This window comes from Kitasatospora sp. NPDC088783, assembly GCF_044750705.1.
In the GTDB taxonomy this organism is placed as follows: Bacteria; Actinomycetota; Actinomycetes; order Streptomycetales; family Streptomycetaceae; genus Kitasatospora; species Kitasatospora fiedleri.
Genome location: NZ_JBIVKJ010000008.1, coordinates 379,434 through 394,067, shown reverse-complemented (window position 1 = coordinate 394,067; position 14,634 = coordinate 379,434). Strand labels below are relative to the sequence as shown.

Here is a 14,634-nt window from a genome sequence, read left to right as displayed (position 1 = left end):
GGGAGCGCCCGGAAGAGCCCCCGGGGCGGGTCCGGACCGCCCGCCGACCGGCCCGGCGCGCTGGTCGCGCCCGCCGCGCCCGCGCACCCGAATCACCCCCACGAGTGATTGCCGCCTCACCTGAACGGCCGTCAGCATGGTTGCCGCAACGTGCCGTCGACACGATCTAGGGGCCCCGCGGAAATGACGACCGAAACCACCACCGAAATTCCCTGGGCGGGGCAGCGGAGCAGCCTCTCGGTGGCGGCGGCCAAGAACCTCGCGTCGACCACCAAGTCGGCCCCGCAGATGCAGGAGATCAGCAACCGCTGGCTGCTGCGCGCCCTGCCCTGGGTCGAGGTCTCCGGCGGCACCTACCGGGTCAACCGTCGGCTGTCGTACGCGGTCGGCCGCGGCCGGGTGGGCTTCGTGCAGGCCGGCCGCCGGGTCTCGGTCGTCCCGCCCACCCTGCGCGAGGTCCCGGTGCTGCGCGGCTTCGCCGACGACGAGCTGCTCACCGAGCTGGCCGGCCGCTTCGTCCAGCGCGACTTCGCCGCGGGCGAGGTGCTGGTCGAGCAGGGCGGCGAGATCGACCGGGTCTACCTGATCGCGCACGGCAAGGTCGACAAGCTCGGCACCGGCAAGTACGGCGACCCCACCGTGCTGGGCACCTTCGCCGACGGCGACCACCTCGGCGACGAGGCGCTCACCGTCGCCGACCGCCGCTGGCCCTACAGCGTCCGGGCCACCACCGCCGGCACCGCGATGGTGCTCCCCTGGCCCGCCTTCCAGGAGCTCGCCGACCGCTCCCGGGCGCTGCGCGACCAGATCCTCGCCTTCATCGCCGACTCGCAGCTCCCGCAGACCCACAAGGGCGAGGCCGCGATCGGCATGTCGGCCGGGCACGAGGGCGAGTTCGAGCTGCCCACCGCCTTCGTCGACTACGAGCCCGCCCCGCGCGAGTACGAGTTGAGCGTCGCCCAGACGGTGCTGCGGGTGCACAGCCGGGTCGCCGACCTCTACAACCAGCCGATGGACCAGACCGAGCACCAGCTCCGGCTGACCGTCGAGGCGCTGCGCGAGCGGCAGGAGCACGAGCTGGTCAACAACCCGGAGTTCGGCCTGCTGGCCAACGCCGAGTACGGCCAGCGGATCCAGACCCACTCCGGCCCGCCCACCCCCGACGATCTGGACGAGCTGCTCTGCCGCCGGCGCAGCACCAAGTTCTACCTCGCCCACCCCAAGGCGATCGCCGCCTTCGGCCGGGAGTGCAACAGCCGCGGCCTCCACCCCGAGGCGATCCGGTTCGAGGGCCGGACGGTGCCCAGCTGGCGCGGCGTCCCGATCCTCAGCTGCACCAAGATCCCGGTGGTCGACGGCACCACCTCGATCCTGGCGATGCGCGTCGGCGAGGACAACCAGGGCGTGGTCGGCCTGCGCCCCGGCGCCCTCCCGGACCAGGTCGAGCCGGGCCTGAACGTCCGCTTCATGGGCATCGACGAGAAGGCGGTCGTCTCCTACCTGGTCAGCGCCTACTACTCGGCCGCGATCCTGGTCCCCGACGCGATCGGCGTCCTGGAGAACGTGAACGTCGACCACCGGCGCTGACCACCCGGGCGGGCCCACCGTCCTGGGCCCGCCCCTTCCACCGCCTGACCGCCCGTCAGCGCGCATTCCTGCCGCCCCGCAGCCGGGGCCGGCCGAGGGGGAGGACTTCACCATGGCCATCACCGTGCCCGAACGCGACCAGCACGGGGCCGCCGCCACCGACGTGGGCCGGGACGCCGCCGAGGCGCTGGCCCTGCTCGACCGGGCCCGCGGCACCGTCGGCCCCGCGCTGCGCGCCGCCGTCGACACCCTGCCCGAGTCCATGCGGCGGATCTCCGGCTACCACCTGGGCTGGCTGGAGGCCGACGGCAGCCCCGGCGCGGCCGGCGCCGGCAAGGCGATCCGCCCGGCGCTCGTCCTCGCCGCGACCACCGCGGTCGGCGGCCGCCCGCAGGACGCGGTGCGCGCCGCCGCCGCCGTCGAGCTGGTGCACAACTTCACCCTGCTGCACGACGACGTCCTCGACCGCGACCACACCCGCCGCCACCGCCCCACCGCCTGGCGGGTGTTCGGCACCACCGGCGCCATCCTGGCCGGCGACGCCATGCACTCGCTGGCCCTGCGGGTGCTCGCCGAGGACCCGCACCCGGCCGCCGCCGCGTCGGTCCGCCGCCTCGCCGACTGCGTGGTCGAACTCTGCGCCGGCCAGCAGGCCGACTGCTCCTTCGAGCAGCGCGCCGACGTCACCCTCGCCGAGTGCCTCGGCATGGCCGAGGGCAAGACCGGCGCCCTGCTCGGCTGCGCCTGCGCGCTCGGCGCGCTGTACGCGGGCGCGGACGCCGCGACCGCCGACGCGATGGACGCCTTCGGCCGCGAGATCGGGCTGGCCTTCCAGCTGATCGACGACCTGATCGGCATCTGGGGCGACCCCGCGGTCACCGGCAAGCCGGTCGGCGCCGACCTCGCCGCCCGCAAGAAGTCCCTCCCGGTGGTGCACGCCCTCTCCTCCGGCACCCCCGCCGGTGCGGAACTCGCCGCGCTCTACGCCACCGGCCGCCCGCTCAGCCCCGCCGAACTCGCCGCCGCCGCCGACGCGGTCGACCGGGCCGGCGGCCGGGCCTGGGCCCAGGCGGAGAGCTGCGAGCGGATGGCCGCCGCCATCGCCCACCTCGCCACCGCCGTCCCCGACCCCTCCCGCGCCGACGACCTGCTCGCCCTCGCCGAACTCGTCACCCGCCGGGCGTACTGAGCGCCCGCCGGGCGTACCGGGCGAGCGCCCCGGTGTACTGAGCGCCCGCCGGACGGACTGATCACCCGACGGGCGTACTGATCACCCGCCGCCGCCCGGGCGCGGCGCGCTCACCCGCGCGGGGCGAGCAGCCGGTCGACCAGGGTGTCGACCAGTTCGGGGCGGGCGGGCGCCCCCGTCATCGCGGCGTACACCAGCGGGCCGGTCAGCGCGTCCAGCACCGCGTCGAGGTCGAGCGCCGGGGCGAGCTCCCCGGCGTCCGCCGCGGCGGCCAGCCAGGCGCGCTCCTGCGCGCGGCGCGGTCCGAGGTGGCGCCGGTGCAGGGACGCCGCGGTGCCGGGGTCGTGCTGCGCCTGGGCGAGCAGGGTGAGCAGCACCTTGCCGGCCGGGTCCCGGTCGAGGAACCGGGCGAAGTCGTGCAGGTAGCCGCGGACGGCCGCGGCGGTGGGCCGGTCGGCGGGGACGGGGAGCGTCTTGGCGCTGTCCTCGATCAGGGTGTCGAGCAGGATCTCCACCTTGGAGGGCCACCAGCGGTAGATGGTCTGCTTGGCGACCCCGGCCCGCCGGGCGATCGCCTCCACGGTCAGCGCGGCGAAGCCCTGTTCGGCGAGCAGGTCGTCGGCGGCGTGCAGCACGGCCAGCCGGGCGGCCTCGTCGCGCCGGTTGCCGGAGCGCGCCCGGGGGGCCGGGGGCTCCGGGGGCTCCGTGGTCGGCGGGGTGCTGGTGGCGGACATGCCCGCCACCCTATCGGCCGGAACCCGCCCTGCCCGGACGCGACGTTGTGTCTGGACGCAACGTTGCGTCTAGACTCGGGACCGACCGCGCGGGCCCCCGCGCCGCTCCCCGAGGAGACCCGATGACCCACCCGGCCCCGCCGCCCCGCCGCGCCCTCGTGGTCGGCGCCTCCCGCGGCCTCGGACTGGTCCTGGCCGAGGAACTCGCCCGCCGCGGCTGGCAGGTGGTGGCCACCGCCCGCGCGGACCGCGGCGGGCTCCCGGCCGCCGTCCGGGCCGCCGGCGGCCGGCTCGCGGTGGAGACCCTGGAGGTCACCGACGCCGCCGCCCTCGCCGCCCTGCGCGGGCGCCTGGCCGGCCGCCCGCTCGACCTGCTCTTCGTCAACGCGGCGATCGACCGCGGGGACCGGCCGATCGACGAGGTCCCCACCGAGGTGTTCACCGAGGTGATGACCGTCAACGCGCTGGCCCCGCTGCGGGTCCTGGCCGCCCTGCGCGGGCTGGTCGTCCCGGGCGGCACGGTCGCCGTGATGTCCTCCGAGCAGGGCAGCGTCTCGCTCAACACCGAGGGCGGCTACGAGCTGTACAAGGCCAGCAAGGCGGCGCTGAACCAGCTGATGCGCAGCTACGCGACCCGGCACGCCGACGACGGCCACACCAAGCTGCTGATCGACCCCGGCCACAACCGCACCCGGCTGGGCGGCCCCGACGCGCCGCTCGACCCCCGGCGGAGCGTCCCCGCGGTGGTCGACGTCCTGGAGGCGCAGGCCGGGACGCCCGGGCTGCGCTTCCTGGACCGGCACGGCGCGCCGGTGCCTTGGTGAGGCGGGCGGCGCTCAGGGGCGTCCCAGCAGCTCCCGCTCCTTCGCCGGGTCGATCCCCAGCGGGGTGTCCAGCTGCCGGTAGGAGACCTCCGCGCGACCGCCGGACTCCAGCCAGGCCCAGGTGTCGGTGACGGTGTCGAGCAGCGGGCGCACCCGCAGGCCCGCGGCGAGGGCGGTGGCGGGGTCGGCCCGCCAGGTGCCGTGCCAGCCCTCGGTGGCGGGGGCCCAGAGCGGGAGCTCGGTCCACGGGGAGACCCCGGCGGCGAGCAGCGCGTCGTCCGGGGTCCAGACGAACTCGGCGTCGGAGCCGGTCGCGGTGCGGCACGCGGCGAGGAGTTCGCCGGTGGTGGCCGAGCCGATCGGCGCGGTGGTGAGGTAGCGGCCGGGCGCCCGCCGCTCGGCCAGGTCGAGGCCGAAGGCGGCGAAGTCGCGGGCGTCGATCAGGCTGATCGGGCGGTCGGGGGCGCCGGGGGCCAGGACGGGGCCGCCGCGGGCGATCCGGTCGAGCCACCAGGGCAGGCGGCCGATGGGCTCGTGCGGGCCGATCAGCAGGCCGCAGTTGAGGATCGCGGCCGGTCCGTCGAAGGTGTCCCGCAGGGCGCGCTCGCAGCCGGCCTTGAGCGCGTTGGCGAAGGGCTGGTCGGGCGGGAGGTCGCCGGGGCAGTCGAGGGTGGCGGAGTCGGCGTCGACGGGGCGGGCGGGCCAGTCGGCGAAGGCGTGCACCGAGGAGACGAAGCCGTAGTGCCCGGCCCGGCCGCTGAGCAGCCGGGCGGCGGTGACCACGTCGTGCGGCTGCTGGCCGGAGGTGTCGACGACGGCGTCCCACCGGCGGCCGTCGACCAGGCGGTGCAGGTCGGCGAGGTCGGTGCGGTCGCCGTGGACGGCCTCGACGCCGGGCGGGTCGGCCCGGCTGACGCCGCGGTTGAAGGTGGTGACGCGGTGGCCGCGGGCGAGCGCCTCCGCGGCGTAGGCGCGGCCGAGGAACGCGGAGCCGCCGAGCAGAAGGATGTCCATGCCTCCGAGGGTCTCCGGGCCGGGCGCGGTCCATGCGCCGCGTTCACCGGGAGCGGAGCGGTTCTGCCGGGAGCAGACCGCGGACCGGCTGACGGGCCGTCGGCTTCCCGGCGTGCCGGACCGGAGGGGAGCGCATAGCATCCCGGTGTACCGGTATGTCGGAATGTTCCCTTTCTGGGGGGAGGAGGGCGGGCGAGAGGGGGAACCCGGCGCGCCCCGCCCCGGCCCTCCGACGAAGTCACCGAGCAGACAAGGACGTTCGCATGGCTGACGCCACGCCCGAGATGCTGGCCGCCGAGGCCTTCGTGTACGGCTCCCCGCTGGTGGCCGACCTGACCGCCGTGGACACCCTCGTCCGCCGGGGATTCGGCTCGGTCGGCCCGACCCCCTGGAACACCTTCGGCCACTCCACCCGACTCGCCGACGCCGACACGGACTTCGTGTCGGTGAACAACGACACGCTGTACTCGAACGCGCCGCTGGACCTCTCCGCCGGTCCGCTGCTGCTGCACGTCCCGGACACCGGCGGCGCGTACGACGTGTTCCAGTTCATCGACGCCTGGACGAACAACTTCGCCTACGTGGGCCGCCGTTCGTCCGGCACCGCCGAGCAGACCTGGCTGATCGCCCCGCCCGGCTGGCAGGGCGAGCCGCCGCCGGACGTGCCGGTGATCGTCGCGCCGACCACGGTCGCGGTGATCGCCGGCCGCAACTCCTGCGCCGGGCCGGACGACCTCGACCGGGTCCGGGACCTCCAGCGGCAGCTCACCCTCACCCCGCTGGAGGGCGGCGGCACCCCGGCCGGGCTGCCGGAGCCGGACGCGGACGTCCCGGCCGAGCTGCTCTTCCTGGAGCGGCTGCGGCGCTGGATGGCGGCCTTCCCGCCCGCCGCCGCCGACGTCGCCTTCCAGCAGCGCTTCGCCCCGATCGGGCTGCTCGACCAGGGCCGCTCGCCCTACCTGGACGGCCCGGCCGAGTGGACGGCGGCGCTCGCCAAGGGCCTGGCCGCCGGCCGGGAGCGGGTGGAGGCGGCGACCGCCGGGGCCGGCGAACCGACCGGCGAGTGGTCCGCCAACCTGCACCTGTTCGACTACAACCTGGACCACCTCGGCCCCGGCACCCGCGACGAGCCGCAGTGGCGGATCGCCGACCGCCGGGCCGCGTACCTGACCCGCGCGGTCGCCGCCCGGGCCGGCCTGTGGGGCAACCACGCGTACGAGGCGGTGTACGCCACCACCCACCACGACGCCGACGGCGTCCCGCTGACCGGCGCGCACGCGTACACCCTGCGCTTCGAGCAGCCCCCGCCGGTGGGCGCGTTCTGGTCGGTGACGATGTACGGCACCCCGGAGTACCGGCTGGTCCCCAACCCGATCGACCGGTACTCGATCGGCGACCGCACGCCCGGCCTGGTGCACGGCGAGGACGGCTCGCTGACCCTCCACCTCCGGCACGAACCCCCCACCGACCAGGACGAGCTCGCGAACTGGCTGCCCGCGCCCGAGGGCGGCTTCCGGCCGATGGTGCGGATGTACCAGCCGCAGGACGCGGTGCTCGACGGCAGCTACCGGCTGCCGGCCGTCCGGCTGCGCTGACCCGCGGGACGCGGCCGCCCGGCCCCCCTCCGGCCCCGTCCCGGACGCCGCGCCCGAGGAGGCGGCGGCACCCCGTCAGGGCGCGGGCGAACCGGACGGCGAGGCGGCGGGGGAGCCGGAGCCCGGGTCGGACGGGCTCCCGGACGACGGGGACGACGGGGAGGCCGACGAAGCCGGGGACGACGGGGACGACGGGGGAGCGGACGGCGAGGGGGACACCGGCGCCGAGGCCGAGGCCGAGGCGGACGGCGAGCCGGGCGCGGAGGAGGAGCCGGACGGCGACGGGCTCGACGGGGCGGGGGAGCCGGAGCCGCCCGCGGACGGCGAGGGGCCGCCGGGGGAGGGCAGGCCGCGGTGGTCGGTGCCGCCCTCCAGGGTGACCACGGCGGTGGAGGGCGGCAGCGCCAGGTGCGCGGTCCAGCGGGTCTGCGGGGCGCGCGACTCGTCGACCGTGACGGTCACGGTGATCCGCTGGCCGGGCGCCAGGGTGCCGGCGTCCCGGCTCAGCCGCAGCCAGTCCACGTCCAGCACGGCGTGCCAGGACAGCGGGGCGTCGCCGGTGTTGGTCAGGGTCAGCACCGTGCGGCTGCCGTACTCGCCGGCCTCCACGGCCAGCCGGGCGGCGGACGGCGCCGGGGCGGGCGCGGCGGTCAGCGCGGGGCTGGAGAGCGGGGCGGACCCGGCCGAGGGCACCGCGACGGCCGGCCCCTGCAGGGTCGGCAGGGACGTTTCTGCGATCGCCCCCGCCAGCTCCAGCGACCCCACCGAGACGGCCGGCGGCAGCGCCGCCGAGCCGACCGCGGTCGGCTCGGGCACCGGCACCCGGTGCCCGGCCCCGGCGGTGGCGTCCACCCGCACCGAGGACACCGCCGAGGCGTGGTCCTCCCCGCCGTCCCGGTGCGCGCTCCACAGCGCCACCACCGGCGCGGCCAGCACCGCCGCCAGCACGCCCGTGGTGACCACCCGCTGGCGCACCGCCGCGCCGCGCGGCACCGACGGCATCCGGTGCCGGGGGAAGCCGCGCTGGTCGAACCGCGGCTCCGCCGGGCCCTGCGCGGCCCGCCGCCCCGCCGCCGCGCCGGACAGGAACGCCGCCCCGCCCGCCGTCGGCGCCGACACCGGGCGCAGCGCGCCCGGCGCGGCCAGCAGCGGCAGGCCGGGCAGCCCGGCCAGGCCGTGCCCGAGCTGCCCGGCGACCCGCTCCGCGGTGCCCCGGCAGGTCGGGCACTCCACCAGGTGCGCCACCAGTTCGCGGCGCAGCGCCGGGCCCAGCACCCAGCCCCGCCAGGACTCCGCGCCGACCCCGCCGAGCTGCGCCAGCTCCGGGCAGGAGCCGACCCCGAGCACCAGCAGCGCCGTCCTGGTGCGGCCGACCTCGGCGCCCGCCGCGTCCAGCAGCGCCGCCGCGGCCCCGGTGCTCAGGCCGAGCACCGCCGCGACCTCCGCGCCGTCCAGCCGGTGCCGGACCGCCAGCTCCAGCGCCTCGCGCTGCTCCGGGTCGGTGCCGGCCGCCTCCGGCCAGGCCAGCGAGGCGAGTTCGCGCCGCTCGCGGCCCGCGCCGGGCCCGGGCGGGCCGCCCGCCGGGGCGCCGTCCGGCGCGCCGCCCTCCAGCCGGGCCAGGCAGCGGTGCCGGGCCAGCGCGTACAGCCAGGCGCGCAGCAGGGCCGGGTCCTCGATCCGGTCGCCGTGGCGGCGGGCCAGGTCGCGGACCTCCAGGACGGCGGCCGAGGCGGCGTCGTGCGCGCAGAGCACGGACAGGCAGTAGGTGAACAGCCCGTCGACGCACGCGCCGTACGCCCGCAGGGCCGGGGACGGGTCGACGGGGTGGGGCTGGCCGGTGGTCACGGGATCGACGGTAGGCAGCCGAAACCCGTCGCCCGGGGGGTTTCGGCCGCTTGTCCTTCTTTCGGGTAACAGGACCGATCCCCTGTTCGCCCGGTTGACGCCGTCCGGGTGACGTCCGGCCGCTGTCGGTGCGAGGCGCTACGGTGGCCCGCATGGCTGCCCGTACCAAGACCACCGCCAAGCCGCGCTCCTCGTACCGCTGCACCGAGTGCGGCGCCCAGCTGCTCAAGTGGGTCGGCCGCTGCCCCGAGTGCAACGCGTGGGGGACGGTGGAGGAGTACGGCGCGGTGCCGATCCGGACGACGGCGGCCGGGCCGGTCTCCGCGCCCGCCAAGCCGATCGGGCAGGTCGACGGGCAGGTCGCCACCGCCCGCTCCACCGGCGTCCCGGAGCTGGACCGGGTGCTCGGCGGCGGCCTGGTGCCGGGCGCGGTGGTGCTGCTCGCGGGCGAGCCCGGCGTCGGCAAGTCCACGCTGCTGCTGGACGTGGCGGCGAAGGCGGCCAGCGAGCGGCACCGCACGCTGTACGTCACCGGCGAGGAGTCCGCCGGGCAGGTCCGGCTGCGCGCCGACCGGATCAACGCGCTCTCCGAGCACCTCTACCTGGCCGCCGAGCAGGACCTGGGCGCGGTGCTCGGCCACATCGACGCGGTCAACCCCGGCCTGCTGGTCCTCGACTCGGTGCAGACCATCGCCTCCGCCGAGCTGGACGGCGCCCCCGGCGGCCCGGCGCAGGTCCGCGAGGTGGCGGGCGCGCTGATCCGGGCGTCCAAGGAGCGCGGCATGGCCACCCTGCTGGTCGGCCACGTCACCAAGGACGGCCAGATCGCCGGCCCGCGCCTGCTGGAGCACCTGGTGGACGTGGTGCTCTCCTTCGAGGGCGACCGGCACGCCCGGCTGCGGCTGATCCGCGGCGTGAAGAACCGCTACGGGGCGACCGACGAGGTCGGCTGCTTCGAGCTGCACGACGAGGGCATCGTCGGCCTGGCCGACCCGTCCGGCCTGTTCCTGACCCGCCGCGACAAGCCCGTCGCGGGCACCTGCCTGACCGTCACGCTGGAGGGCAAGCGCCCGCTGGTGGCCGAGGTGCAGGCGCTGATGGTGGACTCGCAGATCCCCTCGCCCCGGCGCACCACCTCGGGCCTGGAGTCGCCGCGGATCGCGATGATCCTGGCGGTGGTCGAGCGGCACGGCGGGGTGAAGCTCGGCAAGCAGGACATCTACACCGCCACCGTCGGCGGCGTGAAGCTCACCGAGCCCTCGGCGGACCTGGCGATCGCCCTCGCGGTGGCCTCCTCCTCGACCGACACGCCGCTGCCCAACAACCTGGTGGCGATCGGCGAGGTCGGCCTGGCGGGCGAGGTGCGGCGGGTGACGGGCGTGCAGCGCCGGCTCGCCGAGGCGCACCGGCTCGGCTTCACGCACGCCCTGGTGCCGCCGGACCCGGGCAAGGTCCCGGCGGGCATGAAGGTGGTGGAGGTCTCCGACATCGGCGAGGCGCTGCGGGCGATCCCCGGCCGCCGCCCCCGTTCGAAGCCCCGGCAGGACGCGGCGCCGCCCGCGGACCAGGGCGCCCGGGCGCTCGCCCGGGCCCGCGCCCAGGCCCCCGTCCCGGCTTTCCCGGAGGAGCTGATGGCGGGCTGGGAGCCGGTCGACTCGGACGAACTGGGCTGACCCACGCCCCGCCGCGGCCGTACGCAGTTAGACTTCACCTGCTCATCGGCATCATTCGCAGCAACAACAGACAGACCGTCGGCCGCCGTGGCACACGGTCCGGGTCGGCCCAAGGAGTCACGTGGCAGCCATCGACCGGGCGGACAAGTCCTCCCGCGAGGAGGCCCTGCTGCGGGCCTCCCTCAGTGCGATCGCGCCGGGCACGGCGCTGCGGGACGGCCTGGAGCGGGTGCTCCGGGCCAACACCGGCGGCCTGATCGTGCTCGGTTTCGACAAGAGCGTGGACGCGCTGTGCACCGGCGGTTTCGTGCTGGACGTCGAGTTCACCGCCACCCGGCTGCGCGAGCTGTGCAAGCTGGACGGCGCGGTGATCCTCGACAAGGACCTCACCAAGATCCTGCGCGCGGGCGTCCACCTGATGCCGGACGCCAACATCCCCACCGACGAGACGGGCACCCGCCACCGCACCGCCGAGCGGGTCAACCGGCAGACCGGCTACCCGGTGGTCGCGGTCTCGCACTCGATGCGGCTGATCGCCATCTACGTCAACGGCGCCCGCCGGGTGCTGGAGGACTCCACCACCGTGCTCTCCCGCGCCAACCAGGCGCTGGCCACCCTGGAGCGCTACAAGCTGCGGCTGGACGAGGTGGCGGGCACCCTCTCCGCGCTGGAGATCGAGGACCTGGTCACCGTCCGGGACGTCTCGGCGGTGGTGCAGCGCCTGGAGATGGTCCGGCTGATCGCCGGGGAGATCGCCGGGTACGTGCTGGAGCTCGGCACCGACGGCCGGCTGCTCTCGCTCCAGCTGGACGAGCTGATCGCGGGCGTCGAGCCCGAGCGCGAGCTGGTGGTGCGCGACTACTTCCCGGACCGGGCCGCCAAGAAGGGCCGCACCGTCACCGAGGTGCTGTCCGACCTGGAGGCGCTCACCCACGCCGAACTGCTGGACCTCCAGACGGTGGCCAAGGCGCTCGGCTACACCGGCACCCCCGAGTCGCTGGACTCCGCGGTCTCCCCGCGCGGCTACCGCCTGCTGGCCAAGGTGCCGCGGCTGCCCAACACCGTCATCGAGCGGCTGGTCGACCACTTCGGCGGCCTCCAGAAGCTGCTCGCCGCCTCCATCGACGACCTGCAGACCGTGGAGGGCGTCGGCGAGACCCGGGCCCGCTCGGTGCGCGAGGGGCTGTCCAGGCTCGCCGAGTCCTCCATCCTGGAGCGGTACGTCTGACCGTCCCGCCCGCGCGGCCGCGCCGGGTCCGCGCCCGGGACGACCCGCGGGCCGACGGCGCGGAGCCGGGGGCTCAGCCCTCCAGGCGCAGCGAGGTGCGGGCGGAGAGCGGGCCGCCCGCCGGGCCGGTGAGGTCGGCCTGGACCAGGTAGTTGCCGGGCTGGGCCGGGGTGGGGTCGGGGGTGGCGCACTGGGGCTTGGAGCGCGAGCGGTCCCAGGTGAAGGTCTCGGTGACGCCGCTGTTGCCGGCGATCTGGGCCCAGGCGTCGGTGCGTTCGGTGATGCAGTCCGCGGAGGACCAGACCCGCTCGTTGGCGCTGGAGGTGACGGTCAGGAAGGAGTACTCGTGCGAGAGGTTGATCCGGCAGCCCGCCCCGGAGGAGTTGCGGACGGTCAGGGCCAGCTTCGGCTTGTCCTTCGCCGGGTACGAGTTCTGCCCCGGGGCGAGTTCGAGGGTCAGCTGCGCGGTGGTGCAGACCGGTAGCGCCATCACCTCGGTGGTGTTGACGGCGGGCGAGGCCCCGCCGCCGGGGCGGGAGTTGCCGACGCCGGTGCCCGTCCCGCCGGAGGAGCCCGTCCCGCCGGAGCCGCCGGAGGAGCCGCTGCCGCCGGAGGAGCCGCCGCCGGTGACGCTGATCTCGCCGCCCGCGCCGGAGCCCGTCCCGCCGGTGCCGGAACCGCCGCCGCTGCCACCGCCGTTGCCCCCGCCGCCGGTGCCGCCGGGGCGGGTGGTGATCGCGGGGCCGGTCGGGGAGGCGCCGGGGGTGATCGACTGGGCGGGCGCGGGCAGCGGCCCGTTCCCGGAGTCCTTCTTCCGCTTGCCGCCGTCGCCGCCGCCGAGCGCGAGCCAGCCGACCACCAGGAGGACGACGGCGAGGGCGACGAGGACCACGGCGCGGCGCCGCCAGTAGATCGAGGCGGGCAGGGGTCCGACGGGCTGGCGCAGAGAGGGCACGCGCAAACTCTACGAGACCTTGTGCGCCTGTTGACGCATCAACACCGCACCGGGACCACTTCTTTCACATCATCCGCCATTTGGTCCGGAAGAGGGACTCGACACGTCGCCGTGTCGCCCTATAGTCGCCCTCATGGCCTCCCCGCACGACCGCGCCCCCAGCGGCACGCCCCTCGACCCGGCGCAGATGATCGCCGAGGCGCGCAAGGCGTTCTTCACCATGTTCGGCTTCCTCTGCCTGGTCTGGGCGGTGCAGTTGGTGAACTGGCTGCTCGACGGGCGGATGGCCCTGCTGCACGGCATCCGCTCGCGGGACGTGGACAGCCTCGGGTACCTGCTGACCGCGCCGTTCCTGCACCTGAACTGGCAGCACCTACAGGGCAATTCGGGCCCGCTGTTCGTGTTCGGGTTCCTCGCCGCGTACCGCGGGGTGCGCAAGTTCCTCGGGCTGACGGTGCTGCTGGTGGTGACCAGCGGCATGGCGGTGTGGCTGTTCGAGCGGGGGGACGTGGTGACCGTCGGCGCGAGCGGCGTGATCTTCGGCTACTTCGGCTACGTGGTGCTGCGCGGCCTGTTCGACCGGAACCTGATCGACTCGCTGATCGGCCTGGTGATGGGCGCCTCCTTCGCCTACCTGCTGACCACGGCGGTCCCCGGCACCCCGGGGGTGTCCTGGCTGGGCCACCTGGGCGGGCTGGTCGGCGGCCTGGCGGGGGCGTGGATCTTCCGGGACCGCCGCCCGAAGCAGGCGGCCGCGCTCCCCGACGGCCCCGCCGCCCCGTCGCTGCCCGCCCCGGGTGCCGCCCCCGGCCGGAAATCCGCCGCGTCCGGTGCGTCCGGTGCGTCCGCGATCGGGCCGGCCGGGCCGGTCAGCCCGCGCGCGGACCTGCTGAAGGAGCTCGACGACCTGGGGCTTTAAGCCTCCGGCCCGGGTCGTGGCAGGATCGTGGGGCCATGGTTGCCACTGCTTCGACTCTTGCCCCGGGCGCCCTCCAGGCGCTGCACTCGACCGTCATCGGCTGGTACGAGGCCCACGCCCGCGACCTGCCCTGGCGGGCCCCCGACGCCTCGCCCTGGGCCGTGATGGTCAGCGAGTTCATGCTCCAGCAGACGCCCGTGAAGCGGGTGCTGCCCGCCTACGCGGCCTGGCTGGAGCGCTGGCCCACGCCCGCCGCGCTGGCCGCCGACGCGCCCGGCGAGGCGGTGCGGATGTGGGGCCGGCTCGGCTACCCGCGCCGCGCGCTGCGGCTGCACGGCGCGGCCGTCGCGATCACCGAACGGCACGGCGGCGTGGTGCCGGACGACCACGCGGCGCTGCTGGCGCTGCCCGGGGTGGGGGAGTACACGGCGGCGGCGGTCGCCTCGTTCGCGTTCCGGCAGCGGCACGCGGTGCTGGACACCAACGTGCGCCGGGTGTTCGCCCGGGCGGTGACCGGCGTCGAGTACCCGGCGAACGCCACCACGGCCGCCGAGCGCCGCACCGCGCACGAGCTGCTGCCCGCGACCGACGAGCGGGCCGCGACCTGGGCGGTCGCGGTGATGGAGCTGGGCGCCCTGGTCTGCACCGCGCGCAGCCCCGCGTGCGGCGGCTGCCCGCTGCTGACCGAGTGCGCCTGGCAGCGGGCCGGCTGCCCGCCGTACCAGGGCCCGGCGCGCCGCGGGCAGACCTACGAGGGCACCGACCGGCAGGTGCGCGGCAAGCTGCTGGCGGTGCTGCGGGACGCCCACGGGCTGGTCGGGCAGGGCCAGTTGGACGTGGTGTGGCCGGACGCGGTGCAGCGGGCCCGGGCGCTGGACGGGCTGGTCGCCGACGGCCTGGTCGAGCCGGTCGGGCCGGGCACCTACCGGCTGCCGCAGTAGCGGCGCGCCGACGCGCGGCGGGCCCCGGCCCCCCGCGGGGCCCGGGCCCCCCCCCGGGGCGCCCCGGGGGGGGGGCCCGCGCCCCCCCCCCGGGGGGCCCGGGCCGCCCCGCGGGGGGCGCCCCCCCCCC

The 14,634-nt window shown here is 76.4% G+C and carries 12 protein-coding genes; 8 read left to right on the top strand and 4 right to left on the bottom strand.

Features of this window, described 5'->3' with window-relative positions:
* The first annotated feature begins 183 nt into the window (after nt 1–183).
* On the top strand, nt 184–1,587 hold the full coding sequence (locus tag ACIP60_RS24060) for a family 2B encapsulin nanocompartment shell protein (protein WP_400687543.1): 1,404 nt from the start codon (nt 184–186) through the stop codon (nt 1,585–1,587).
* 112 nt (nt 1,588–1,699) lie between these two features.
* Nucleotides 1,700–2,776, top strand: coding sequence for a family 2 encapsulin nanocompartment cargo protein polyprenyl transferase (locus ACIP60_RS24055; RefSeq protein WP_400687541.1), 1,077 nt, complete (start codon nt 1,700–1,702; stop codon nt 2,774–2,776).
* A 110-nt stretch (nt 2,777–2,886) separates the two neighbouring features.
* Here the strand turns inward: ACIP60_RS24055 and ACIP60_RS24050 are convergent, their stop codons facing one another.
* Nucleotides 2,887–3,510 (bottom strand): TetR/AcrR family transcriptional regulator, encoded by a 624-nt coding sequence (locus ACIP60_RS24050; protein WP_400687539.1) that lies wholly within the window; start codon nt 3,508–3,510, stop codon nt 2,887–2,889.
* Between the two features lie 122 nt (nt 3,511–3,632).
* Between ACIP60_RS24050 and ACIP60_RS24045 the strand changes: the two genes are divergently transcribed.
* Nucleotides 3,633–4,334 carry an SDR family NAD(P)-dependent oxidoreductase gene (locus ACIP60_RS24045; RefSeq protein ID WP_100837672.1) on the top strand — a complete coding sequence of 234 codons (702 nt, stop codon included), beginning with the start codon at nt 3,633–3,635 and terminating at the stop codon, nt 4,332–4,334.
* Between the two features lie 12 nt (nt 4,335–4,346).
* Here ACIP60_RS24045 and ACIP60_RS24040 read toward each other — a convergent pair whose 3' ends face one another.
* Complete coding sequence (locus ACIP60_RS24040) at nt 4,347–5,348, bottom strand: NAD-dependent epimerase/dehydratase family protein (RefSeq protein WP_400687537.1); 1,002 nt, start codon at nt 5,346–5,348, stop codon at nt 4,347–4,349.
* A 263-nt stretch (nt 5,349–5,611) separates the two neighbouring features.
* Between ACIP60_RS24040 and ACIP60_RS24035 the strand changes: the two genes are divergently transcribed.
* On the top strand, nt 5,612–6,943 hold the full coding sequence (locus ACIP60_RS24035; RefSeq protein ID WP_400687535.1) for a DUF1254 domain-containing protein: 1,332 nt from the start codon (nt 5,612–5,614) through the stop codon (nt 6,941–6,943).
* A gap of 75 nt (nt 6,944–7,018) precedes the next feature.
* Here ACIP60_RS24035 and ACIP60_RS24030 read toward each other — a convergent pair whose 3' ends face one another.
* A complete protein-coding gene (locus ACIP60_RS24030) occupies nt 7,019–8,788 on the bottom strand; it encodes a hypothetical protein (protein WP_400687533.1) in 1,770 nt (589 codons plus the stop codon).
* Nucleotides 8,789–8,940: 152 nt separating this feature from the next.
* On the opposite strand from ACIP60_RS24030, the gene radA reads away from it, so the two are divergent.
* Both radA and disA read left to right on the top strand, forming a co-directional pair.
* Nucleotides 8,941–10,461 carry a DNA repair protein RadA gene (gene radA, locus ACIP60_RS24025; RefSeq protein ID WP_400687531.1) on the top strand — a complete coding sequence of 507 codons (1,521 nt, stop codon included), beginning with the start codon at nt 8,941–8,943 and terminating at the stop codon, nt 10,459–10,461.
* Between the two features lie 169 nt (nt 10,462–10,630).
* Nucleotides 10,631–11,689 (top strand): DNA integrity scanning diadenylate cyclase DisA, encoded by a 1,059-nt coding sequence (gene disA / locus ACIP60_RS24020; RefSeq protein WP_111555992.1) that lies wholly within the window; start codon nt 10,631–10,633, stop codon nt 11,687–11,689.
* Between the two features lie 73 nt (nt 11,690–11,762).
* Here the strand turns inward: disA and ACIP60_RS24015 are convergent, their stop codons facing one another.
* Nucleotides 11,763–12,644 (bottom strand): hypothetical protein, encoded by an 882-nt coding sequence (locus ACIP60_RS24015; RefSeq protein ID WP_400687529.1) that lies wholly within the window; start codon nt 12,642–12,644, stop codon nt 11,763–11,765.
* A gap of 133 nt (nt 12,645–12,777) precedes the next feature.
* Between ACIP60_RS24015 and ACIP60_RS24010 the strand changes: the two genes are divergently transcribed.
* A complete protein-coding gene (locus ACIP60_RS24010; protein ID WP_400687527.1) occupies nt 12,778–13,563 on the top strand; it encodes a rhomboid family intramembrane serine protease in 786 nt (261 codons plus the stop codon).
* Nucleotides 13,564–13,598: 35 nt separating this feature from the next.
* Nucleotides 13,599–14,504 carry an A/G-specific adenine glycosylase gene (locus ACIP60_RS24005; RefSeq protein WP_282206051.1) on the top strand — a complete coding sequence of 302 codons (906 nt, stop codon included), beginning with the start codon at nt 13,599–13,601 and terminating at the stop codon, nt 14,502–14,504.
* Nucleotides 14,505–14,634 lie beyond the last annotated feature (130 nt).